Here is a 23,367-nt window from a genome sequence, read left to right as displayed (position 1 = left end):
GAGCCAGTCAGGCTTGCACCTACATAAATGACCTACCGGGCAGATGAAGATCAGGCAGTACTCACCTGATCACTACACCTGCCGACTGCACCCGCCCGGTAGCGAGGGCTAAAGCATCCAGTGGCTTAGTCCACCAGGGCAATCAGCTCTTCCTGCTGCGGCTGTGAAATTTCAATCACCGCTTTGGAGAAGCGAGGCGGCCCAAAGCGGGGGACATGACCATTGGAGAGCCCCACCGGTTCATTGGGAATCCCAACAAAATTACTGTCCATCTCGCCATTGGCATTATTGTCGTGGTGGACGCTGATGGCATAGGCTCCGTAGGGCAAAGAAATCTCAACCGAAAGAATGCCATCCTGCACCCCTTCCAGCCCCACTTCCTGATCCAGAACCTTGGTATCGCCAAGGAAAGTGTCTTTGGAATCGTAGACCGAGATAAACAGGCTGCCAACCTGAGATTGAATGTTGGAAACCGTCAGCTTTACCGTCGCGGAACTTTCATCGGCACTGGCATGGGCAACACTGCCAGAGATGGCAAACAACATCAGATAAAGCAGGTGAACAATGGGCTTGGGCATCAGTAGGTTCTCCATAAATACCGGCAACCCGCCGGCGAGCTCTTTATTACGCAGTCATACAGGCTTCAGATGAGCGGCGCATTTTTTTCCAGTTGTAAACGGCGCCAGGTGTCTGCCCTGCCACCAGTTGCAGTGCTGAGCATCTCGCCAACCAGCTGCCCTGCAGCCATTAGGGCCTCGAGATCAATGCCCGTATCAAAACCCATTTGCTCAAGAGTCATAACGACATCTTCAGTAGCTGCGTTGCCAGTTGCCCCCGGGGCAAAAGGACAACCGCCAATACCGCCGATGGAGCTGTCAAATTTACGCACCCCAGCCTCCAGTGCCGCGTACACATTCGCCAGCGCCAGTGCCCGGGTATCATGAAAATGGCAGGCCAGTCTCGCGGCGCCGTATTCCTGGGCAAGATTGCTCATCAAACGGTTGACCGCAAGAGGGTTCGCGGCACCGATGGTATCGGCGATATTGACATCGTCGACACCGAGTTCCAGCAGTTGTCCGGCCAGATCCAGTACCCGGCCGGGGTCAGTTGCCCCCTCGAATGGGCACTGCCAAGCCACAGCGACACAGCCAACCACGCGCATCTTGTCGGCTTTGGCCTGCTGACAGATTTCCCGCGCCTGCTGCACGGATTCGTCGATGGACATACGCACATTGCGCTGATTCATGGTTTCACTGGCACAGACCACCAACACCACGGTTGAGGCACCCGCACTCTGCGCCAGCTGATAACCTTTCAGGTTTGGAATCAGCACCTGACGATCGATACCTGCATCCTTAGGCAGCGCGGCCAGCACCTGGTCGGTATTGGCCATGGCCGGCACCGCCTTGGGGGACACAAAGGCCCCCGCTTCCAGGGAACGGACTCCAGCGGATACGAGCGCATTAATCAGCTCTACTCGCTGGTCAACCGTGAGGATTGTTGCCTGGTTCTGCAGGCCATCCCTGGGGCCCACATCATTAATCAGTACCTTTTCACGCATGACTTACTCCCTGTAATCAGCCTGCATCACCGTCGTTTTTCAATGCGTCGATGTCGGCCTGGGTATAACCACACAACTCGCTGAGGATCTGGTCCGTATGCTGGCCGATATGGGGCGCTGGGGAGAAGGAATCCTCATGGGTGCGGGACAGCTTGATGGGGTTGCCCGGGGCCTTGGTTTTCTTGCCGTTGGGGTGGGAAATTTCCACCACCATATTGCGGTGCAATACCTGCGGATCGCTGAGTGCACGCTCAAGGTTGTTGATCGGGGCACAGGGAATGCGCTGCTTCTCCAGCTGTGCCAGCCAGGCATCAGTGGTATCGGTAAGGAATACCTCGGCGAGCTTGCCATCGATAAACGCCTTATCGGCGAATCGGCCCGGCTGTCCATCGTATTTGGGATCATCAAATTCCGGCACATTCACCACAGTCTTGAGGTTCTGCCAGAAATTATCGGTAATTACCGCGATGATGATGAAGCCATCGGCGGTGGAATAGCTGTTATAGGGCACGTGCACAAAGTGCGCATTGCCGATCGGGTATGGGTTCTTGCCACTGAGGAAGTGCATGGTGGCCATGTAGTTGAGCATGGAGATCTGGCAGTCCACCATGGAAATATCCACATGCTGGCCGACGCCGCTTGACGCGCGCTCGGCGATGGCGGCCAGGATACCCATCACGGCAAACATACCACCACCCAGGTCACCGATGGGGATACCGGCGCGAACGGGGTTTTCCGGGTCGTCACCGGTAATGGACATACCGCCGCCGTAGGCCTGCGCCACCTGGTCAAAAGCCGGGCGCTTGGCGCCGGGGCCATCGGAGCCGAAGCCGGATACACAGCAGGTGATAATGCGTGGATTCACTGCTTTCAGCGTGTCGTAATCAATACCGAGGCGCTCCGGTACGCCGGGGCCAAAATTGCTGATCACCACATCGGCCTCTTTCACCAGATCGTAAAATACCTGGCGACCACGCTCGCTTTTCAGGTTCAGCGCCACACTGCGCTTGTTGCGGTTCAGTGTCAGGTAGTAAGCACCAAAACCGTCAATGGAGTTTTCCGGATCGTTGGCCAGCAGCTTGCGGGTGCCCTCACCGGCCAGCGGCTCAACCTTGATCATATCAGCGCCGAGATCGGCAAGAATCATCGCACCATAGGGTCCGGACAACATGTGGGTTAAATCGAGCACACGGATTCCGTGCAATGCCTTATTCATCGGGCCAATCTCCATGAATATGATTTCATCAAGTACACTGCCCGGAAAGCATTAATGCCAGGGCAAAACGATTTTCAGTCTGGATACAACAAAAGTACATCTTACCTTAAAAAGACAGAATCGCAGCTGAATCAATCAGCAACAACTAGTAAGCAACTTGTTTTGATTCCGTCCAAATCCTTTACAAACCTTCACAAACTTTAGCGCCCTGCCCAATACCCGGCCTTGATTTGCATAATCCGACACTGCCGCGAAAACACGACTCGAATTGAGGTCAAGGCATGGGAGTGATAAAAGCCGCTTTTTCGGAATGCTCAAAGATAAGGAAACAGAGCGAAACACGGGAAACTGAAAGAGCGTAGCTGGGTCGCGGGAAGAGATCGCGGAAACTGAAAGGATCGCGGCGGTTTTCATTGCAGCTACCTCTTATTACCACTGCATTGATTATCGTTGATTCAACATCCTCTTTAACCGACAAACCACCCACGGCACAGGGCCGTGGGTGGTCTTTACGGCATCAGTACAACTTCAGCACAGCATTAGAAGTTGTAGCTGAGACGCAGGCCAGCGGTACGCGGATCCGGCAGGATCAGGTCCGTCGAGTGCGGAGTAACCTGTCCAGCTGGCATTAAGGCGAAGCTGACATTACTCAGGCCACTCTTGACCTTGTCGTCATCCAGCAGGTTGTTGACGTAGAAGACGACATCCAGCTGATCAAAGCTGACACCGCCCTGGAAGTCCACCAACCAGTACTCCGGCAGCCAGGCGTTGTTGCCACGATCCAGATAACGCTTGGATTCGTAGGTGCCCAACAGCTCGGTGAAGTAAGTGGCACCGTTGGCGAATTCCCCATCGTAGCGAATGGAGAGCAGGCCAGCATCTTTCGGCGAGTTAATAAACTCTTTACCGGCGTAATCACCGTCTTGGGTGCCTGTCCACATCTTGTCCAGAGGACCCGCCGAAGCGCCGTCAGTGAGCTCAGCTGTGGTGTAGTCTTCAATTTCTGAGTCGGTGAAGACATAGCTGGCAACAAACGTCCAGTTCACCGACGGACGGTAAACTGCGCTCAACTCCATACCCTGCAGGGAACTTTCACCGGCATTGGTGACACCGGTGCGGGTCTGCCCAGTCATATCCTGGAAGAAATAAGACAACTGCTGGTTGGTGTAGTCGTAGAGGTAAATAGAGCCATTCAGCTGCAGGCGGTTTTCGAGCAGATTGCTCTTCAAGCCCGCCTCGTAGACGGTCAGTTCTTCAGGATCGTACTCGCCGAAGCTGATATCGCCGTTACCGTCATTGGTAGTCATACCACCGGGCTTGAAGCCATCGGCAATGGAGGCATAAACCATCAGGTTGTCCTGGGCCTGCCAGTCCACACTCACTCGCGGCACAAACGCAGAGTCGGAACGCGAGTAGGTTTGAACTTCAGGGTCAATCACCTGAGGCTGGAAGGGATTAGATGCGTCAAGAACTGGCAGTCCCAAGAAACCATTGTCGCGCGCGTCCAGGGCAACACTGACATAGTCGATATCTTCTTGCAGATAACGGCCTTCCGCGGTCAGGCGAAGGGTATCGGTCAGGTTGTAGTTGAGCGAGAAGGCCGCGGACAGATGATCGGTATCCCGAGTCATGGGAATAGGCAGATCGCGCGGTTCAGTCGCAAGGTCTAGATAAGGCACCAGGAAGAAGGGCAAATTGTCAGCAAGAACGCTTTCCAGGTAATCCTTATCCCCACCGTCGCGCAGCCACCACTGCTGGTTCATGACGGCGTCCATGCTTTCAGTCCAGTACAGCGCACTGGCCTGCCAGTCCAGCTTGTCAGCGCTGCCGCTTACGCGGAACTCCTGGCTGATCTGCTTCAGGTCAAAGCTGGTGTCACTGTTGGCGTTGATGCCAAACTGGCTAACATCCTGCCAATCAATAATAACAGGAGGACCGGGAGGGGCATTTGGATCGAAAATTGGTTGCTGTGAAGCTACGAGAGAAAAATCCGCACGGTCGAAATCATCCTGAGTGCGGGAATCGTTCAAATTGAGTGCGGTCAGGGAGAGAACTTCCAGATCGGCCACATCCCAGCTCAGCTCAAGGGATGTACGGAAGCCGCGCACTTCGGTTCCGGCGAAGTCTCTACCGGTGGCCGGATCGGCGGACAGGTCGATTTCACTCTCATTCGCGCTGCCCAGGTCGCCGACCAAGATAGCACCGCACTCTACGGGAGAGCCAGTAATTTTATACGAATAGGGTGTCACGCCATCACAATTAGCACCGTCGGAGATGGCGCGAACTTCGGCATAATCACCCAGCGCACCCAACAGGAATTGACCGCCGCCGACCTCAGCACCGGTTTCAATCGCACGGCGCTGCACAATAGGCCGCTGGGTATAGTTGGACTCGGTGTACTCGGAACGCCAGTAGGCGGCGAAGCTTTCGGTCGGGGTCCAGTAGAGCGCGGCGGCCAGACCTTCGGAATCGATGGCGCCCAGGTCACCGTCGGTGTTGGGGTTGTCGTAGTAACCGTCGAACTCGGTCTTGGCCAGACTGAAAGAGGCACCCAGAACGCCGTCGATAATCGGCATGCTGGTGCCGGCCTGCACCTTGTTGTAGCCATATTCATTGGCGTCGACGGCAACCCGGCTTTCCACGGAGTCACCCGGGCGCTTGGTCACGTAGTTGACGGCGCCGGCGAAGGCGGAACGGCCGTAGAGCGCGCTCTGCGGGCCTTTAACCACCTCAACCCGCTCCAGATCCATCAGGTCCAGGTTGGGACCATTGCCGCTACCGCCAGTGGTCAGAGATTCGGAGGAAAGGTCTACGCCATCCACCAGAATCGCCACATTGGAACGACCACGGGTACTGGACAGGCCGCGCAGGGTGATGCGGGTATCGTTCGGCAGCAGGCCGGTTTCGAAGTCCAGGCCCGGTGTGTAGCGGGCGACGCCATCCAGGGCGGCGATACCTTTTTCGTCCAGCTGACTCGCGGACAACACATCGATGGCAACCGGCACGGTTTGCAGTGATTCCTCACGCTTACGCGCAGTTACGATGACTTCTTCTACCAGAAAGTCGTTACCCCGAAGGGCTGCTACGTCTCTTTCCTGAATATCTTGTGCCACCGTTACCTGTACCGAGACACAGGCTGCAATGGCGAGAGAAAGTTGGTTCCTGTTAAACATGGCCCCTCCGTTATATTTTTATTCAGTTACCGCTATCCATTGGCTAATAAATTACTGCATATCGGCCATACATCAGGGATCGCTCTGCGAAACCCAATAAAGTCATTATGTTATAGTTTTATATCTTTTCAAGCTTTTTTTCCCTTGGTGTGATCCAGTTGCGCTAATACGCAAAAGGGCCACAAGGCCCTTTTATATAACGATTTAGCTGGCGCGGATAACCCTTAAAACTCTTCGAGAAGGCGACCCTTACCGGTAATCCGGTCCTCGATGCCGCAGGCGCGCAGGGCGTGCCACACGGTGGCGACATTGATGGGGATCAGCGGCTTCTGCAGCCAGTGCTCCATAATGGGGAACAGGTCCATGGTGGAGAGGTTGGTGCCGCACTGGATAATGGCATCCACGTCGTCGCCATCCACTTCACGAATGGCCTGCATGACCTCCTGGATGGGGGTCTCGGCAATCGCGGTGGCAGAGGGACGGTTCAGACCCTTGACCTTGACCACCTCGAAGCCGATGTCAGAGAAGAAACGCCGGACGTTGTCGTCCCCCACCTGCGGGTAGGGGGTAATCACGGAAATCCGCCGGGCGCCGAAGCAATTGAGGGCATCCTTGGTGGCGCCGGCGCCAGTGGTGAGGCCAAGATCGCCGATCTGGTCGCGGATTTCGCGCTCGAAAGCGATATTGCCTTCCAGTCCGCCCCAGAAAGTCTCGGCAGACATGCCCAGCATGATGTGGTTCACCTTGGCGGAGAGGACGTTGCGGATCGACACCGGAATTTCACCGCGCATGATATCGAGGAAGCGTTCAAAAACGGTATTCTCGTCATCGCCGGTACGGGAAACCTCATCCGACCAGTTGCGCAGTTCAATCCAGAAACGGGATGGGTGCCAGGTGACACCGTCCAGATTGAACTTCTGCAGGTCGTATTCAACCCCGGTATTAGTGGAGGGAATGATAACGCCGATCTGGGCGCGTCGAGCGATTTGATAATTGTCCATAGTAACTCCCCATAGTAGTCAGGAAGTTATACCTGACCGCGCGCAATGACATGGATGACAAATATCAAGAATTCCCCGCAGCGACCTCCGCCGCAACCGGCTCCTCATAGGAGGAAGCGCGCAACATCAGCGCCAACAGGAGCAACAGAGCCATCAACCCGGCACCGAAATAATACGGAGCATGGACACCCACGCCGCTAAAGACAAAACCGGTGAGTGCCGTACCGCCACCCCTGCCCAGAGTGCCAAGGGCGTTATAGATACCCATCACGGCGCCGCGATTGTGGGCTTCCACTTCCTTGGAGGTCAGGGACTGCATCGAAGTCAGCACCAGCGCCGCGCCTACCGCCTGCCCCACCAGCGCCGCCGCCACCGCCGGCACACTGGAGGCCGAGCCCGCGATGGTGACCAGCAGCACCGATATGCCGAAGATCACCGCGCCTGCGCGCATCAGCCGTCGCTCACCAAACTTTCGCGACAGCGGCCCAATAAGACCGCCCTGCACTATCACCATGGCGATGCCCGCAGCGAGCAGTACCGGCACCAGGTCTTTGGGACCGTGTGCGATGTTGGTGGCATCCGCCCAGATCGGGAACACCGATTCCACAAACCCCGCACCGAGGTTGTAAATGGTTACCGCCGCCAGCAACAGGTAGAGGGTGCGCCGCCCGGCAACCCAACTCAATAATTCGCGCGGGGACGGTGCGGCCTGATCGGATTCCACCGCATCCGGCAGGCTTTCCTTGAGAAAAAAGATCACTACCAGCAAAGCCGACAGGGAAAGGGCTGCGGAGACCATTGCCGGCAACTGCAGGTTGGCATCCTCGAAGCTGTCGCCGGCCAGATAGCCACCGAGGGCCGGGCCGAGGATAAAACTGATACCGAAAGCCGCACCCAGCATGCCCATGGCCTTGGCCCGGTCTTTGTTGCTGGTGACATCGGCAACATAAGCCTGGGCCACTGAGAGATTGCCGGCCATCAGCCCGCTGAACAGGCGCGAAAGCGCCACCATCCACACCTCGGTGGCATAGCCCAGCACAATATAGCCAAACACGGCACCGGCCAGACTGATCATCAGGATCGGCTTGCGGCCGAAGCGGTCGCTGAGCCTGCCCCATATAGGCGAGGCAAAGAACATGCCGACCACATAGAGGGCCATGCACACCGTCGCCATCCCCGGGGACGCGCCCAACTGCAGCGCATAGTAGGCCAGGATGGGCACCATGATCGCAAAGCCGATCATATCCAACAGAACGATACATACTGCGATGTACATGGTCGCTTCGCCCCCGGGCGATCAGTTGATTGGTCAGTGCTCTTCCAGCAACCAGCCCATATTGTCGAATCGATCCTGAACACCACAGCTGCGCAGGGCATGCCAGCAGGTGGCCACATTGATGGGCAGCACCGGCTTCTGCAGCATTTTTTCCATGGTCGGGAAAACACCCGCCGTGGAAAGGTTAGTGCCGACCTGGACAATGGCATCCACGTCGTCGCCATCGATTTCACGAACAATGTCCAGTACCTGGTGCTCGGGAACCAGTGCGATGGCATCGTGGGCATTCTCGCAGCGCAGACCGACCAGATGCTTGATTTCAAAACCGGCGTCTTCGAAGAACAGGCGCACATTCTTGTCGCCAACTGGCTGGTAAGGAGTAATGATCGAAAGCTTCTTGCCTGTGCCCCCGGTCACGCCGAGGGCTTCAAGCGCGGCGATCACGGCGTTGGCGCCTGTGGTCAGGCCGGTGTCCTCGCCAACCATCTGCTGGATACGGTCCACGAAACCGTCATTGCCCTGGATACCGCCCCAGAAAGTTTCCGCGGACATACCCATCATGACGTGATCAGGTTTGCAGGTCATCAGGCTTTCGATGGAATCACCAATGGTCTCGCGCAGACGCTCAAGAAAGCGCATGAAATTGGCATCGTCGCTCAGGTCCGGGTGGTCGATCATAAAGCGCGTGGTGTGCCAGGTGATACCGCGGGGCAGCAGGCGCTGACAGTCGTATTCCACCGAGGTATTGGTGGAGGGAATCACAACACCAATCTTGGCACGGTGACCGATATAGTTATCGCGATGCCCGTTGGTCAGCTGGGAGCGGTCGCGGGTCTTGGACAGATCGATTTCGGTTGGAAAAGTCATTGGGCTTTCTCCAGGCGCGGCTAGTATTTCGCGCAGCTATTAATTATTTGAATCGGAGCAGCGGCGCATTACTGCACCGCCAGGCTCTCGCGAACACAATTGATCATCGACCGCTCCAGCAGGAAGTCTTTCGCTCGCACTGGATCCGCTGCGGTTTCCATCAACATCTGCTGACGCTTGCGCTGCACATCGGGGTCCCGCGCTTCCATCAGTTTTTTGTTCTCAATGGTGTGGCGCTGGACAAACTGCACCGCAAGCTCACGGCGCTGGCGGTCGTAAAGTCCAAAGCACGCCTCAGGGTCTGCGCCTTCAAGGATCACCTTCTGCAACTTGTCGGCGAGATTGAAGGCATCGTGCAGACCACCATTCATACCCATGCCACCGAGGGGATTATTGATATGGCAGGCATCGCCAACCAGCAGGGTGCGCCCGCGGTGGTAGATCTCAGCCACGCGCTGGTTGACCGCATAGATACTGCGGTGATGGATGTCATAATCCACATCGCGGGCATACAGGCGCTTGAGCCTTGACTGCACGAATTCATCGGACAGGTAGTAAGCCTCCTCCTCTTCACTGGCGGGGAAAACCGGCACCAGCACACGCCACAGCTTGTCGGTACGCAATATCACGCACCACTCTTCCGGGTCGGAGACATAATTCACATAGGAGAAATCTTCGAATACATCCTCGAAGGGGAAGCTGGTGCTGACAACGAGAAACTTCTCATCGTAGGTGAAGCCCATATAACCGATGCCGGACTGCTTGCGCACCACACTGCGGGCGCCTTCGGCACCAACCAGGTAAGATCCCTGGATGCGCTCACTGCCGGAAGCGGTATTGACGATTGCGGTAACGCCGGACTCGTCCTGCTCAAAGGACACCAGCTCAGAACCGAAGCGAACATCCGCGCAGTCGTATTCTTTCAACGCGTCGCAGATAAAGTGCGTGAGTTCGTACTGCTCCAGCTGCAGACGGAACGGATAGCGAGTCTCGTCGGCGATCAGAGACATATCGAAGGTAGCCACTTCGCCGGTGCTGCGATCGCGATACTGGTAACGATCCGCATGCAGACCTTTTTCCAGCATTTTATCGATAACACCATCACCCAGATCTGCGATCATCTCCAGAGAGGGGGGGTGGAAAGTAGATGCCCGCAGGTCGATAGGCAAAGTTTCACACTTTTCCAGCATAATTACCGGAATTCCCTGCTTTACCAGGGACAGTGCCAACACACAACCACTGGGACCTGCGCCAGCGATGATCACGGGGGATTGTATAGACATAGCGACTCGCCAATCTTCACTTGTTGTTTTCTGTAAGGTCTCTTAGCGCATAACCGAACGTTGATTATGCGATCTGAGGTTCCGGCAAGAGTGTTTCCACTTCTGCAAGCGGCATAACATCCGCATACTTTGCATGCATATCGAACAGGTTGGCCTGATGGGCCTCGGCATTGCGATCACCCACGGCCTCCTCCGGCACCACTACGCGATAGTCGTACTGGAGACCATCCACGACCGTGGCGCGAACACAGCCACTGGTCGTCAGCCCTGTCACAACCAGCGAATCCACACCCTGCTGCTGCAGCCACTCGTGCAGGCTGGTGCGGTGAAAACTGCTGGCCCACTGCTTCTCGATCACCGGCTCGCCCTGAAGCGGAGCCAGCCTTGGGTCGACCTGCACCCACTCGGAATCCGGGGTGAGAAGATTCAGGTGTCCGATGCGCTCACGGAACACCCGCGCTTCATCTTCATGGTGATAAACCACCGTGGTGAAAACCACCGGCAAACCCAGGGCGCGGAAGCGCTCCAGCAACCTGCGGTTAGCTTCCACCACATCGGGGCAATCGGTTCCGAGCGGACAACGGCTGCTGGTAAAACCATTGATCATATCCACCAGCAGCAGCGCCGGACGATTGCCAAGGCCAAGGCTGTTCCTCTTGAGATCCATGGATAAATCGCCCTCTTAAGAAATCAAGGTATCAGGATTTAACCGCGCACCGGCTTTACAGCTCAGCCAGTTTGCGCGACTTCGAGAAAAAACTGTCGCAGCACATCTGCCACCGCTTCGGGATGGCGATCACACACATAGGTGCCAGCCTCTGCGGGCAATGCTGCCGAGCGGCCCTGGGGCAACAGCTCCACAGAGGGGGCGACGGCACTGTTTAGCAGGTCGCGGCCACCGGCACAGACCAGCGCCGGGCAATTGATTGCCGCCATCTGCAGAACCACGTCCTGTTCCACCACCGCTCGATAGGACGCCTCGTAATAGTCTCCGCAGGTAAATGCGAGCAATGTTTCACGCACACTGAGAGAGAGATCGGCCTCTGGGTCTTTGCCGCGCAAGCGTTGCCACATGTTCTGCCAGTGGCTGCCGCTGTCGTCGATAGGAAACGCTCTTGCTGCCGATGGCAGGGCCCGTTTCTGCGCTTCCGTCAGCAGTGTGGGGCCGCTCAGCGCCAGAGCGCGAACAAATTCTGGCTGGTCATAAGCAAGCTGGACGGCAATCGCGGCACCGGTATGGTGACCAAACACCAGAGCGGGCTGGTCGAAGGCTGCACTGACGGCTTGATAAATCGCCGCGGCGAAGGCTTCGATCGTGACATCCCCAGCCAGCGGATCACTACCGCCAAAACCGGGGGTATCCACTGCCACCACGAAAAAATTTTCTGACAGCATGGGCATCAGCCGCAGATACATCGCCGACGAGCTGGGAGTCTGGTGCAGCATCAACAGCAGTGGCGCGCTCTCTTTGCCACAGTAGCGGTAGTGGAGCTGCCCATTGCCGAAGTCGAGATAGCCGCGACGAATCACCGTCAACCTCCCATCAGCAGGGCAAACTGCCGACATCGACGCTGATCCACTTGACCTCGGTAAATTCCTCGGTACTGTAGTGACCGCCGCTGCGCCCCATTCCAGACAGACCCACACCGCCAATCGGTGCCAGTGCGTTGCTCTGGAAGGAGTGGGTGCCGATATGCACGGCCCCGGAGGCAATCCGCCGCGCGGCATGCAGGCCCCACTGCAGATTGCTGGTCAGCACCGCCGCCGAGAGCCCATACTCGCTATCGTTGGCGACATCAATGGCTTCCTGCAGGTCATCTACGGCAACGACGCTGGTTACCGGACCAAAACTTTCTTCACGCCAGGCGAGGCTATCCCGGGGCGGATCGAGCAGAACGGTGGGCTTGACCACCAGGCCCTTATAGATCTCACCGCCAGTGAGGATCTTCGCCCCGCCATCAACGGCGGCACGGACATGCTCCAGCACTTTTTCCACCGCGCGCGCATTGATCAGCGGGCCGTATACCGTGCGCTCTTCACGCAAATCGCCCAGATACAGGCTTTCCGCTTCAGCCTTCAACGCCTCGATAAACGGCTGATAAATCTCGCGCTCCACCGCTATACGGGAGTTGGCCATACAGATCTGGCCACTGTGGGTGAAAATTCCCTGCGCGGCGATCTTGGCGGCTTTGACCGGATCCATATCCTTCAAAACCAGCAGCGCACTCTTCCCACCCAGTTCCAGCTGCATACGCCGCATCTTGGTGAGACCGGCCTGGCCCACCGCAATACCGGTATTGGTTGAACCAGTCAGGGCGATACAGCGCACATCGGGATGGTTAATCAGCTCGGCACCGCACTCAGCGCCAAACCCAGTGACGACACTGACGGCTTCCGGCGGCACACCCGCATCCAGCAGCAGGCGGCCGAAGGCCAGTGCGGTCAAGGGGGTCTCTTCCGATGGCTTGATGACCAGGCTGTTGCCGGCGGCCAGCGGGAAAGCACACATTTTTGTCAGCAGGGAAAGCGGCGCATTATAGGGCGACACCACACCGACCACCCCCAACGGCTCGCGGATAACCAGCGACATGCGGTGCGGATCATCATTGGGGAAGGTCTCGCCATATAGCCGCCGGGCCTCGCCCGCGGCAGTGCGCAGCAGGTCGACGGTATAGGCAATTTCACCGCGAGCCTTGGTAATTGTGGAACCACTTTCGTCGATCAGGGTATCCAGAAAGCGCGCCTGCCCTTCCGCTTCCGCAAGGCTTGCGGCGCGCAACAGCGCAGCCTCACGCTCCGCCGGGCGCAACCGGTACCAGGCCTCAAAGCCACGCACCGCAGCGCGCACAGCACAATCAACATCACCGGCACCAGCACGGGGAACCTGCGCGAGAACAGCACCGGTAGCGGGAGCGGTCACCTCGAAGGTGCCGCCATTCGCCGCCGGCATCGCCTTCCCACCGATAAGCATATGGAAATCTTTCATGCCGGTTTCTTAGGCCTGTTGTGCCGCTGCTTTGTCACCGACACCGAACTGATTCTGTTCAGCGCCCTCCACTTCCATCTGCGCCGCCATCAGGCGACCGCGCTCGGCCGGGAATGCCTGCACAATACCCATGGTGAGCTCGCGCAGATAACGCGCGGCGTCGCCCATGGTGCCGGAAGTACCGCTGGCCTTAAGCGCGTTGGTGGCAATACTGAACCCAGACTCGGCGACAACGCCCTTACACAGCCGCCACTGCTTGACCACTTCTTCCTTGGGAGCAATCGGTGGCTCACTGGACTCAAGCTGCAGCTGACGACGCAGCCACAACAGGGCAGTCTGCAGATCCACCATCATCTTGCCGATCAGCTCCTGCTGATAGGGTGCAGAACCAATTGGCTTGCCGGTATCGGCAAATTTTTTCTCGGTCAGGTGCTTCAGCACAGACTGGTAGGCGGAGTTGGCAGCGCCGGCGTAGCCACACACAGCAGCCATCTGGTTGCCGACAAAACTGCCTCGGCTCATTTGCATGCAGCGGGTGAAGGCACCGGGAATAGCGAGAGACATCTCTTCCGGCACGAAGTAATTTTCCAGCACAATGCCGCCGGAGCTGCTGCCACGCATACCGATAGCATCCCACGGCGCTCTTTGACGCACACCTTCACCATCGCGATCGACAAAGAATGTACAGAGTCCTTCCGCGGTGTCGTAACCCTCCAGGCTGGCGGTTACCAGATACTTATCCGCAACACCGGTACCGGTGCCGAAGGATTTGACCCCATTAAGGATGTAGCCGCCGTCAACCTTGCGGGCTTCGGTGCTGATGGTAACCGCGGCCTTCTCGGACTTCACCGACTCACTGGCGAAGTTCGCGAACCAGAGGCCGTCGCGGCCCATACCATAGAGAATCTGCTCGGCGAATTGGCGCACCTGCGGCGCTTCTTCATCAGAGAACAGACCCGCTTCCAGCGCCTCGATTGCCAGCAAACCCCGCGAGGCGGCGCTGCAATGGAAGAAGTAAGCGAGTGCGGTAGAGGGACAGGCAGAACCCAGGGAGAAACACGCGGCCGCGAGATCCCGAAGGCCGCCACCCAGACCGCCGTATTGTGTGGGGATGATCAGACCCAGCAGGCCAGCCTTGCTGAACTGGCGCACATGGGGCATATGGAACTGGGCGTTGGCATCCACCTCGCGGGCGGCCGCACGCACATCGGCCAGTACGGACTCAACGACTTCAGCGCGGGCGCGCTCAGCCTCGTTCATATCCTCAACGAGAATTTCACCGGTGAATTTCATCATTATTCCCTACCCTATTTCTACCGTTTGACGTGGGGTTACGAGATCCAGGATCGCCGTAAACACCTCAGGCATTGTTCTTGAGCAGCGCGCGAAGCGCATCGCAGTTTTCTTTACCAATCAGGCCGCCGATCTGATTCCAGACCTTGTCCACATCCGGATCAAAAATAATCGCGCGGTTGCGACGATCCCGCTCCGACAGTGCTGCACTATCCACAGCCTCCAGGGCCTCATCGCTAATGCCCCGCTCCAAGATCGAAAACCAGTGATCCAGATAAGCATCAACAGATGCATCGAGGCCCTTGAAGGCATCCATGGTGGCGCGACTGACCAACATCCACGGAGACATAATCGCCAGCTGACGCATATCCAGCTGGGCTTCGCTCAAGCCCGGCATCGCGCGGCCGGCTTTGCAGGCTTCTGTCAGCGGGGTGTACACCTCATCCATATAGGTAAGGTTGGCACCGAGATCGAGGCGGGGCACCAGGTCGAGGTGGTAAGCACAGTGGCCGCCAGCGGCAACGGAATCCAGAGTGAAATGCGGCACAGCACTTTCACCGGGTGTGAAGGCAAACAGCATATGGGAGTCGAGGCCGATCTGCGGCACGGCGATGGTACAGGTGACCATCTGCTGCAGGGGCCCACCGGAATAGACGCGCACCTCGCCCACCTTACCCTGCGCCATCGGCGCATGGCTTTCGAGGGTCATGTAGGGACCGCCATCGTCGCCGGGGATTTCAGTGAGACCGAGAGCTGCAATAATCCTATCTCGGGTTTTGGTGGCCAGCGCCTCTGGTAGCGAAGCTGCGCTCATAGGGAACTCCGGGCTTTTTTCTTATTTCTAGGTGAATAATTGTGGGGAAATCAACGCGCCGCCACATTGATAATTCTCAATAAGGCGGCGCGTGGTATCGGCGCCGATTACTGGGCGGTGATGGCACCACACAGTTTCCACGGACGATTGGTAACCAGGTCGGTATTGCGGGAAACTTCTTTGTTTTCTGCCGCCGCCGGGTAGAGGGTGACGGTGAGCGACTGCGCACCGGCCTGCAGAGCATAAAGCTCCGGCTGACTGAGCAGGCCATCGAAGGGGCGCTCCTTCCATGGCGTCAACACGGTAAAGTCGCGCTGCAATGCGGTCGCAAAGCCCTGCCCCAGAGGCGAGCCGATCGCCGCCGCCAGCAGGTTAATGCGGTTTTCCGCCGAGCGTTCCAGCAGCCCGGTGCGCAGCTCCCAGGCCTCCAGCGGCTCCAGCGGAACCACTGCGGTATCCACGCCACTCATAGCCAGCAGGCGGAAAGTCTCCGGGTAGATACTGTCATCCGAGGTGACCGCCGCCAGGCGACCAAAAGGCAACTCCACAGACTCGAAGCCATCCGCCGGCACCGACCAGGCAAACCGGGCGCTGGGGTGCACCTGCCCCTGAGCAAGCAGAATGCCGGATTCGCCCACCACCACCGCGCAATAGCGGGATTGCCCATCATCACAGCGCAATGGCAGCGCAGTGACAATCACCGCATCAGCCGCGCAGCACTGACGCAAGGACTCAATCACTTCGCCGGAAAAATCAATCGCAGCGGGCAGATCTTCGGCAATGACCTCAGCAGCGAGCAGCGGCGGCACGGCGACCACCAGCGAGCCGGCGGCAACCGCCTCGCGGGCCAGGGAAACCGCAGCGCGCAGACCATCGCGACCACCCTGCAAAGGATCGACAACAGTTGCCGTCAGGCTCTCGGCGCCGCACCACTTTGGATAGGGCTGCGTAGCCGGATCGGCGCCGATAGCGGCATAGAGCTCGGGGCGGCGGCTGGCAAACACATCGGTGCCATCCGGACGGCATTTATTGTCCGCCAGTTCCGGCTGGATATCCGCATAGATGATTTCTTCCTGGTCTTCCGAGGCGCAGACCAGCACGGTGCCGTCCGGTGCGACAATCTGGCTCTCACCCGCGCCACAGAGGAATTTCTGCGGAATGCCGGTCGCCTCGCTCACGGGCACCAACAATGGTTCCGGTACCAGCGGGCCCACCTTGTTGGCGCCGATGATAAAGACGCGGTTTTCCGGCGCCCGCACCGGCACATGCAGAGAGCCCTCATCACTGGCGAAGGAGTTATAGCTGTTACACAGAATCTGCGCGCCGCGCAGCCCCAGCGTCCGCGGCGGCTCGTTGATCACCCCATCCATACAGGCATAGAGCCCGATGCGCCCCAGCGGCGTGTCGACCACGGGGCCGGGCTCCTGTGCGGGCTTGAGAAAATCGTTTTCGTGACCGATGTAAATCTGCTTGTCGTTATCGGCGAGCAACTCTCCCTCGGGGGAATACAGCAGGCTGGTGCCGGTGACGCTGCCATCCTCACGAAGAACTGTACAGTTAATGACCACATAAATGCCCAGGGAGCGGGCCTTCTCGGCCACCGCCCGCATAAAGTCGCCATCGAGCGTCACCGACACTTCTGCGCAGTGCTCCTGATTGTCATACCAGGACAGGTGGTTGCAGAACTCCGGCAGCACTACCAGATCCGGCTGCACCTCGGCAGCCTTGTCCAGCATGCGCAAAACCGTTGCCAGGTTTTGCTCAACATCTGGCCCCACATGGAATTGTGCCGCCGCTACTCGGATGGTTTTGTTGCTCATGTTACGTTTTTCTCCCGGACTAACAGCCCTCCAGCACCCGCGGGAGAGCAAGTGAGGGCCACAGCCTGAGGGCGTGGCCAGCATCAATTGTTATAAACTACTATCATTATATCTTTTTAACAATAATCCAAATAACATGGCTTCACGTAAATGGTGTCAGTAACCCCGGTGAAGTATTCAAACTGAGGCACTAACACTCGTTTTTAACCCCATCAGAGAGACGTCCCTATGGCCAATCCACAGGCTCGCCGGATTCTCGGTCTGCAAGTCGCAGACGGCGTATCCGGCACTAACATCCTGACTTTTTACTTCGCCTGCCTAGCGACCATCATGTTCGCCTCCTTCATCCCGCAGAGCCAGCCGTTCCTGCTGACCGAGTTCTTAGGGATTCCCCAGGAACGCCACGGCGTGGTCAGCGGCCTGCTGAATTTCTGGGCTGAGATCGCCATCATCATTGCCGTGGCGATCTTTGGCCCACTGTCGGATCGCTTTGGCCGCCGCCCCATTACCGGCTTTGGCTTCCTGGTGATGTCCGCAGGCATAGCCCTGTATCCCCACGCCAGGGATATCACGGAGCTGCTCGTGGTGCGGCTTGCCTATGCCGTTGGCCTCGCTGCTGTAACCACCACCATCGTGGCCCTGGTTGCCGACTACATAAAAGATGAAAGCCGCGGAAAAGCCACCGGCCTGCAGGGGGTGATGAACGGCGTCGGCGCCATGATCTGCGTTTTCCTGCTGCTGCAACTTCCCGCCATCCTGCAAAATGGCGGCGCCACCGCACAGGAAGCCGGCATCCAGACTTACAGCATGGTGGCCGCCGTCGCCTTTATCAGCGGCGTGCTGATGCTGTTCGGCCTCAAGCCCGGCGGTCAGGCACCCGGTGAACACAGCGAGAGCCTGCTCAATATCACCCGCAATGGCCTGCGCGCTGCCCGCGACCCCCTTATTGCCCTCGCCTACGGCGCTTCCTTTGTGGCGCGAGGCAACCTGATGATTGTGGGCACCTTCTTTACCCTCTGGGTAACCAACTACGGCACCACAGAAATGGGCATGAGTCGCGCCGACGCCCTTGCCCGTGCGGGCATGATTGTCGGTATCGCCCAGGGTTGCGCGCTGCTCACGGCACCGCTGTTTGGCATTCTCGCCGACAGGATTCCCCGCATACGCGCCCTTGCTATCGCCCTGCTGGTTTCTGCAATCGGTTACGGTTCCACCTTTTTCATCCACGATCCCTTCACCACCGGCATGATCGTTTGCGCCGCATTGATTGGTCTTGGGGAAATTGGCTGCATCATCACCAGCGGTGTATTGGTGGCCCAGCAGGCGCCTGAAGCGCATCGCGGCGCAGTCATCGGCTTCTTCACACTGTCCGGAGCCGTGGGCATTCTGGTCGCCAGCGTAATTGGCGGTTACCTGTTCGACGTCTGGCGCCCCTCAGGTCCGTTCGTATTCTTCAGCATCGTCGCTACCCTGGTTCTGCTGTGGGCGATCCTGCTGGAGCGACGCACATCCAACGCCGCAGATGAACCGGCACTGGACGAAGCACCGGCTACCTGATTCGCACCTTATCGGGAGCCTCAATAGGCTCCACCTCTCACGAGGACTGTGCCCGCTCCCGCATAACAATATGCGCGAGCGGGTGCTGGCAAGCTGTACTTTTAAAGACTGTCAGCGCAGGCGGGTATAAGGGCATCTCAGCGCCGGGAACCCGACGCGGCTTGACGGCACCTTAAGGCCACGCTATCCCCTCAAGCCTTGCCACTCAAACCTTGCCACCAAAACTGCCCTCCAAAGCTGTCCGCGAAAGCTGCCAGCCAACTCCCAAGCAACTCCCAAGCAACTCCCAGCGAGTTTCAAGCAAACTCTTAAACTGCAAGCTACACTCTGTTGCCTGCCTACTCTGTTGCCTGCCTACTCTGTTGCCTGCCTGATCAGTAGCCTGCCTGATCAGAAGCCGCCACATCTCTGCAGTGACAAGCGCCCGCGCCGCAATCTGACTTTGTGCACATGCGTTCGCGCAGTCAATAACCTCGGCGCTTGCCTCCCTCTCCTGCCCCCTGCCCTCTGCCCTCTGCCCTCTGCCCTCTGCCCTCGGTCGATAACATCACCCGTCTGCCCTGCTATGGATTTACGCCCTGCTGCCAAGGTTCATACGCGCGCTCCGATCTTGAGCTGACACGCCAATCTGCGGCCAACACTTTAGGACTTCACCTTACGGCTACAGAGGTCAGATCCAAACACTGCGGATTTCTCTGGGTACCGACAATCGCCGCTAGCGCAGAACAGGCCAAGCTAATCCGCAAACAAACTTGTAAAAAACAGTACGCAAAACTGGCAAACAATAACAACAGGGGGAATTGACTCGAGCCGTTAAGCCACACCGCGCTAACAGAAGGCACAGCTCTGTGATGGCCAACAAACAGCCAGATTGGTTAAGCAGCACCCGGCAAGAACACATTTCAACTCGGGCACGAAAGCCGGGAAATAATTGATAGGCGCTTACAGGCGGGAGAGGATCAGAGTGTTTGCAACAGGCTCTGGCATAGGGCAGCGCAGAGGGCTCGCTGTAAGTTACGCGCTGAATATGGCAATTTAAGGAGAGAAGATCCAGGCTTCACGAAACGAAAAACGCCCGCAAAAGCGGGCGTTTTCATCCTGTGAAACAAGGCATCAATACAATACCTCTACAGCAATACCTCTACTTCAATACCCCGGCGGCAATACAACCGGGGCAATCAGGGACCACACGGGCAATCAGGGAGTCTCGGCGTCAACAAACAGGCGAACCGGTGTTTTTCCAGAGATGCTCAGCGCAGACTTGGACCAATTTCCGGAGAATACCGCCTTGAGGAAGTTGTCCACACTTGCCGCCACATCCACAAAGAAGTGCGACGGAGTTTTCATGCAGTTGGTGCAGGCCGGGCAGTGGTTGTCACAGAAGCTGCAGTGGAAATACTTCGGTGAGTAACCACACGGACCCCAGCTGTATTTTCTGTCAACACGGAAGAATGCCCGCTGGCTGTCACTGCGACGGTAGGCCTCGGCTGCGGCCTTCTCCTTGCCAACAAAGCAGGTATCCACGTTAAAGCCCCAGTACATCGCCGGGACGGAAACGCGAGCCGTTTCAGTAGCATCGTAAGGATCGATACTGAACACCGCATCGGCCAAGCCGGGCGTAGAGGCAATGGCATTCTGCGCGGCCTGACCGCCAGCGGAGTGACCGCCCATAACCCAGTTGCTGATCTCGGTGCAGGTGCCGCGACCGGCGAGCCAGGAGCTCATATTGTTCTTAACTTCCTGGGCAAGATTGCGATAGCGATTTGCATCTTTTTTGGTCAGATTGCCCGACTCATGATCGATGATCACAGCCACGTGACCATAGCCGGAAATCGCTTTCAAAAGACGATCGTAGCCTTTGATGGACATGCCGGTGCCGACACCGAGCACCACGGCCTTACAGGACCCAGAGACATTTTCCGGATAGTGAACACGCACATCACCGCCGTTTGCGGAAATATCAATACTCGCGGCGTACACAGGAGCTGCGGCGATGGTGAGCAGCGCAGCGAAAGTACGCAGTGCAACCCGGCGAACAAAATTAAATTGAAGCTTCATGGAATCTCCAGAAATTTTTCAAACTCTCAATTTCCACGCTGTGCCGTTGCGATTGAAACTTGGGATCCACCAAATTGGTTATCACTTGCTGCATACGCTCTTTGCAATGGCTGTGGCAATGATCGCCAGAGCACACCCAAGACGCGATAACCATGATGTCGAATCTAAACCAGCTACAGACGACGCAGAAACCAGATAAGGAAGCCGATGCTCGGTTGCCGCAAGCCCCACACCAAAAACGCCTGGTGCATATAGAGAGAATGCAGTGACAAAGTTGTTCGAGCACAAAGCTGCCGTTTAACAGTTACTTGCGCGGGATCTTTAAAACTTCTTTAACACTCCCGCGCGACAGAGAACCTCAGACTTACATCGTCAACAGTAAACCGATTTCCTGCTCAATAATGGCCTGCTGCTGCTCACGGGAAATCTGAGCCGGCTTATCATTGTTCTGCAGGGAGTCACTGTAGTAGAACTGCGTGTGGTTACCACCTTCGATACGCACGAATTTGGTATGGGCGGGAAGCTTCTTCTTGCTGTCTTCGATATCGCCAAGAGAAGTCAAGCCGTCGGCGGTACCAAAGATGGTGGTCACCGGCTTGTTCAGGTTGGAGAGATTCGTCAGCGGGCTGGTGTAAGAGGCCAGCAGGAACAGAGAGTGTACGCGATCCTTGGCAGCACGGTTGGCACTGACATAGTCAGCCGCGACAACACCACCAAGGGAGTGACCGCCGATTACCCACTCAGTGACCTTGCTCTCGTCCCACTTTCTTTTTACATAGGTGGCATATTGAACACCCAGAAAACCAAAGTTAAACGGCGGGGTCACCACTGCGGCATAATAGCCTTGATCAGCAAAATGACGGGCGATCGGAGCGTAAGCGCGCGGATCGACAAAAGCACCCGGGTAAATGATCAGGCCACGGGTGGATACCGGGTTTTTCGGCTTGAAGCCGAAGAAGTGCGAAACACCTGTCCAGCTGCGCTTCTGGATAACTTTGACCGTGTCTGACGAGGTCATCGCGGCATCTACTTCAGCTTGAGCGTCAGCCAGTGCGGGGGTGTTGAAAGAAACGATTGCCAGAAAAAATCCGACGGCCTTTAAAGTGTTATTGAACCTCATGTTCTTCTCCTATTGGAATTATTGTATTGATATCTGAGCTTTTAGGATTTGACGTTCTGGCTGCCCGAGCTTTGAGGTTTTAGGCTTCACTTCACTGTGAATGAGTTAGCCCGAACCCACAGAACATCGACGATCTGACAACATAACTCCAGGAGGTCGCTCCCAAAATCTTCACGCTTATTGTTATATCTTTAAGCCTAATCTTTATACCCTCAAAAATTCTGAAGCGGCAATCGGTTTTTTGACAATAACCGTGGTATGTCACTAAAAACGCTTAATGATTTCTTTTTTTGTGACAGGCTGCACACTGAAAAGCATTCCGCAATTAAGCTTAGACAAGGTAAAAGAGCAAAAAATACGACCCGAAATCATTGCGCAAATAGCCCCATGTCACTTTTCAGATAAAGAAAAACGCCCGCGAGAGCGGGCGTTTTCCATCCTGTGAGGGAGTACATCCAACAACAGTTAGGGCATTTCGGCGTCTACAAACAGGCGTACCGGAGTTCTTCCGGAGATAGCCAGCGCCGACTTGGACCAGTTGCCGGAGAATACCGCCTTCAGGAAGTTGTCCACGCTTGCAGCTACGTCCACGAAGAAGTGGTCAGGGGTTTTCATACAGTTGGTGCAGGCCGGGCAGTGATTGTCACAGAAGCTGCAGTGGAAGTACTTCGGAGAGTAACCACAGGGACCGAAGCTGTATTTGCGCTCAACACGGAAGAAGGCTCGCTGACTGTCACTGCGACGATAGGCTTCAGCTGCCGCCTGCTCCTTGCCCACAAAGCAGCTATCCAGGTTAAAGCCCCAGTACATGGCCGGCAGGGAAACGTGAGCGGTCTCAGTGGCATCGTAAGGGTCGATGCTGAACACTGCATCCGCAAGGCCCGGTGTTGAGGCAATGGCATTCTGCGCGGCCTGACCGCCCGCGGAGTGGCCGCCCATGATCCAGTTGCTCACTTCGGTACAGGTGCCGCGACCGGCGAGCCAGGAGCTCATGTTGTTCTTAACTTCCTGGGCAAGATTGCGATAGCGGTTTGCATCTTTCTTTGTCAGGTTACCCGACTCATGATCGATGACAACGGCCAGATGGCCATAGCCAGATATCGCCTTCAACAGGCTGTCATAGCCCTTGATGGACATGCCGGTACCGACACCGAGTACGACGGCCTTACAGGAACCTGAGACATTTTCCGGGTAGTGAACCCGCACATCCCCGCCACTGGTGGATATATCAATACTGGCGGCAAAAACCGGCGCCGCAGCAATGGTAAGGAGCGCAGCAAAAGTGCGCAGCGCAATCCGACGGGCAAAATCAAATTGAAGTTTCATGGAATCTCCAGAAATT

General features: G+C 57.0%; 18 protein-coding genes. 1 reads left to right on the top strand and 17 read right to left on the bottom strand.

Annotation, left to right across the window (positions count from 1 at the left end; genetic code table 11):
* Positions 1 to 125: 125 nt before the first annotated feature.
* The 14 genes from ABEA58_RS10145 to ABEA58_RS10080 all read right to left on the bottom strand — a co-directional run bounded on the left by ABEA58_RS10145 (position 126) and on the right by ABEA58_RS10080 (position 17,290).
* On the bottom strand, positions 126 to 578 hold the full coding sequence (locus ABEA58_RS10145; RefSeq protein ID WP_345551168.1) for a DUF2141 domain-containing protein: 453 nt from the start codon (positions 576 to 578) through the stop codon (positions 126 to 128).
* Between the two features lie 65 nt (positions 579 to 643).
* The gene (locus tag ABEA58_RS10140; protein ID WP_345551167.1) at positions 644 to 1,561 is read right to left on the bottom strand and encodes a hydroxymethylglutaryl-CoA lyase; all 918 of its coding nucleotides are present in this window, start codon (positions 1,559 to 1,561) and stop codon (positions 644 to 646) included.
* Positions 1,562 to 1,577: 16 nt separating this feature from the next.
* Entirely contained in the window at positions 1,578 to 2,777 is a 1,200-nt protein-coding gene (locus ABEA58_RS10135) for a CaiB/BaiF CoA transferase family protein (RefSeq protein ID WP_345551165.1), read from the bottom strand.
* A gap of 539 nt (positions 2,778 to 3,316) precedes the next feature.
* Entirely contained in the window at positions 3,317 to 5,950 is a 2,634-nt protein-coding gene (locus ABEA58_RS10130) for a TonB-dependent receptor (RefSeq protein WP_345551163.1), read from the bottom strand.
* A gap of 224 nt (positions 5,951 to 6,174) precedes the next feature.
* Entirely contained in the window at positions 6,175 to 6,951 is a 777-nt protein-coding gene (locus ABEA58_RS10125; RefSeq protein ID WP_345551161.1) for a maleate cis-trans isomerase family protein, read from the bottom strand.
* A 64-nt stretch (positions 6,952 to 7,015) separates the two neighbouring features.
* Positions 7,016 to 8,227 (bottom strand): MFS transporter, encoded by a 1,212-nt coding sequence (locus ABEA58_RS10120; RefSeq protein ID WP_345551159.1) that lies wholly within the window; start codon positions 8,225 to 8,227, stop codon positions 7,016 to 7,018.
* 33 nt (positions 8,228 to 8,260) lie between these two features.
* On the bottom strand, positions 8,261 to 9,094 hold the full coding sequence (locus ABEA58_RS10115) for a maleate cis-trans isomerase family protein (protein ID WP_345551157.1): 834 nt from the start codon (positions 9,092 to 9,094) through the stop codon (positions 8,261 to 8,263).
* A 68-nt stretch (positions 9,095 to 9,162) separates the two neighbouring features.
* Positions 9,163 to 10,377: an FAD-dependent oxidoreductase gene (locus ABEA58_RS10110; protein WP_345551156.1), complete on the bottom strand. Its 1,215-nt coding sequence runs from the start codon at positions 10,375 to 10,377 to the stop codon at positions 9,163 to 9,165.
* Positions 10,378 to 10,441: 64 nt separating this feature from the next.
* The gene (locus tag ABEA58_RS10105) at positions 10,442 to 11,044 is read right to left on the bottom strand and encodes an isochorismatase family protein (protein WP_345551155.1); all 603 of its coding nucleotides are present in this window, start codon (positions 11,042 to 11,044) and stop codon (positions 10,442 to 10,444) included.
* A 62-nt stretch (positions 11,045 to 11,106) separates the two neighbouring features.
* Positions 11,107 to 11,943, bottom strand: coding sequence for an alpha/beta fold hydrolase (locus ABEA58_RS10100; protein ID WP_345551153.1), 837 nt, complete (start codon positions 11,941 to 11,943; stop codon positions 11,107 to 11,109).
* Positions 11,921 to 13,363, bottom strand: a complete 1,443-nt coding sequence (locus tag ABEA58_RS10095) for an aldehyde dehydrogenase family protein (protein ID WP_345551152.1) — start codon at positions 13,361 to 13,363, stop codon at positions 11,921 to 11,923. Before ABEA58_RS10095 ends, ABEA58_RS10100 begins: the two co-directional genes overlap by 23 nt.
* Positions 13,364 to 13,372: 9 nt before the next feature.
* Complete coding sequence (locus ABEA58_RS10090) at positions 13,373 to 14,659, bottom strand: acyl-CoA dehydrogenase family protein (RefSeq protein WP_345551150.1); 1,287 nt, start codon at positions 14,657 to 14,659, stop codon at positions 13,373 to 13,375.
* Positions 14,660 to 14,723: 64 nt separating this feature from the next.
* Complete coding sequence (locus ABEA58_RS10085; protein ID WP_345551148.1) at positions 14,724 to 15,470, bottom strand: hypothetical protein; 747 nt, start codon at positions 15,468 to 15,470, stop codon at positions 14,724 to 14,726.
* A 107-nt stretch (positions 15,471 to 15,577) separates the two neighbouring features.
* Positions 15,578 to 17,290 (bottom strand): nitrilase-related carbon-nitrogen hydrolase, encoded by a 1,713-nt coding sequence (locus tag ABEA58_RS10080; protein ID WP_345551146.1) that lies wholly within the window; start codon positions 17,288 to 17,290, stop codon positions 15,578 to 15,580.
* Positions 17,291 to 17,518: 228 nt separating this feature from the next.
* Here ABEA58_RS10080 and ABEA58_RS10075 point away from each other — a divergent pair, with 228 nt between their 5' ends.
* Complete coding sequence (locus ABEA58_RS10075; protein WP_345551144.1) at positions 17,519 to 18,847, top strand: MFS transporter; 1,329 nt, start codon at positions 17,519 to 17,521, stop codon at positions 18,845 to 18,847.
* Positions 18,848 to 20,044: 1,197 nt separating this feature from the next.
* Here the strand turns inward: ABEA58_RS10075 and ABEA58_RS10070 are convergent.
* The 3 genes from ABEA58_RS10070 to ABEA58_RS10060 all read right to left on the bottom strand — a co-directional run bounded on the left by ABEA58_RS10070 (position 20,045) and on the right by ABEA58_RS10060 (position 23,351).
* Entirely contained in the window at positions 20,045 to 20,905 is an 861-nt protein-coding gene (locus ABEA58_RS10070) for a hypothetical protein (RefSeq protein WP_345551142.1), read from the bottom strand.
* Positions 20,906 to 21,269: 364 nt separating this feature from the next.
* The gene (locus tag ABEA58_RS10065) at positions 21,270 to 22,025 is read right to left on the bottom strand and encodes an alpha/beta hydrolase (protein ID WP_345551140.1); all 756 of its coding nucleotides are present in this window, start codon (positions 22,023 to 22,025) and stop codon (positions 21,270 to 21,272) included.
* A gap of 465 nt (positions 22,026 to 22,490) precedes the next feature.
* Positions 22,491 to 23,351 (bottom strand): hypothetical protein, encoded by an 861-nt coding sequence (locus tag ABEA58_RS10060; RefSeq protein WP_345551138.1) that lies wholly within the window; start codon positions 23,349 to 23,351, stop codon positions 22,491 to 22,493.
* Positions 23,352 to 23,367 lie beyond the last annotated feature (16 nt).

Source organism: Microbulbifer aestuariivivens (genome assembly GCF_039545115.1).
Classification (GTDB): Bacteria; Pseudomonadota; Gammaproteobacteria; order Pseudomonadales; family Cellvibrionaceae; genus Microbulbifer; species Microbulbifer aestuariivivens.
The sequence above is the reverse complement of the archived record's forward strand: the minus strand, read 5'-3'. Positions and strand labels throughout refer to the sequence as shown.

What these genes read in the sequence shown, in the direction of transcription:
- ABEA58_RS10145 (WP_345551168.1), bottom strand. Translation starts at nt 578, where the DNA reads ATGCCCAAGCCCATTGTTCACCTGCTTTATCTGATGTTGTTTGCCATC.
- ABEA58_RS10075 (WP_345551144.1), top strand. Translation starts at nt 17,519, where the DNA reads ATGGCCAATCCACAGGCTCGCCGGATTCTCGGTCTGCAAGTCGCAGAC.
- ABEA58_RS10085 (WP_345551148.1), bottom strand. Translation starts at nt 15,470, where the DNA reads ATGAGCGCAGCTTCGCTACCAGAGGCGCTGGCCACCAAAACCCGAGAT.
- ABEA58_RS10070 (WP_345551142.1), bottom strand. Translation starts at nt 20,905, where the DNA reads ATGAAGCTTCAATTTAATTTTGTTCGCCGGGTTGCACTGCGTACTTTC.
- ABEA58_RS10120 (WP_345551159.1), bottom strand. Translation starts at nt 8,227, where the DNA reads ATGTACATCGCAGTATGTATCGTTCTGTTGGATATGATCGGCTTTGCG.
- ABEA58_RS10110 (WP_345551156.1), bottom strand. Translation starts at nt 10,377, where the DNA reads ATGTCTATACAATCCCCCGTGATCATCGCTGGCGCAGGTCCCAGTGGT.
- ABEA58_RS10140 (WP_345551167.1), bottom strand. Translation starts at nt 1,561, where the DNA reads ATGCGTGAAAAGGTACTGATTAATGATGTGGGCCCCAGGGATGGCCTG.
- ABEA58_RS10090 (WP_345551150.1), bottom strand. Translation starts at nt 14,659, where the DNA reads ATGATGAAATTCACCGGTGAAATTCTCGTTGAGGATATGAACGAGGCT.
- ABEA58_RS10065 (WP_345551140.1), bottom strand. Translation starts at nt 22,025, where the DNA reads ATGAGGTTCAATAACACTTTAAAGGCCGTCGGATTTTTTCTGGCAATC.
- ABEA58_RS10060 (WP_345551138.1), bottom strand. Translation starts at nt 23,351, where the DNA reads ATGAAACTTCAATTTGATTTTGCCCGTCGGATTGCGCTGCGCACTTTT.
- ABEA58_RS10105 (WP_345551155.1), bottom strand. Translation starts at nt 11,044, where the DNA reads ATGGATCTCAAGAGGAACAGCCTTGGCCTTGGCAATCGTCCGGCGCTG.
- ABEA58_RS10095 (WP_345551152.1), bottom strand. Translation starts at nt 13,363, where the DNA reads ATGAAAGATTTCCATATGCTTATCGGTGGGAAGGCGATGCCGGCGGCG.
- ABEA58_RS10115 (WP_345551157.1), bottom strand. Translation starts at nt 9,094, where the DNA reads ATGACTTTTCCAACCGAAATCGATCTGTCCAAGACCCGCGACCGCTCC.
- ABEA58_RS10080 (WP_345551146.1), bottom strand. Translation starts at nt 17,290, where the DNA reads ATGAGCAACAAAACCATCCGAGTAGCGGCGGCACAATTCCATGTGGGG.
- ABEA58_RS10135 (WP_345551165.1), bottom strand. Translation starts at nt 2,777, where the DNA reads ATGAATAAGGCATTGCACGGAATCCGTGTGCTCGATTTAACCCACATG.
- ABEA58_RS10125 (WP_345551161.1), bottom strand. Translation starts at nt 6,951, where the DNA reads ATGGACAATTATCAAATCGCTCGACGCGCCCAGATCGGCGTTATCATT.
- ABEA58_RS10100 (WP_345551153.1), bottom strand. Translation starts at nt 11,943, where the DNA reads ATGTCGGCAGTTTGCCCTGCTGATGGGAGGTTGACGGTGATTCGTCGC.
- ABEA58_RS10130 (WP_345551163.1), bottom strand. Translation starts at nt 5,950, where the DNA reads ATGTTTAACAGGAACCAACTTTCTCTCGCCATTGCAGCCTGTGTCTCG.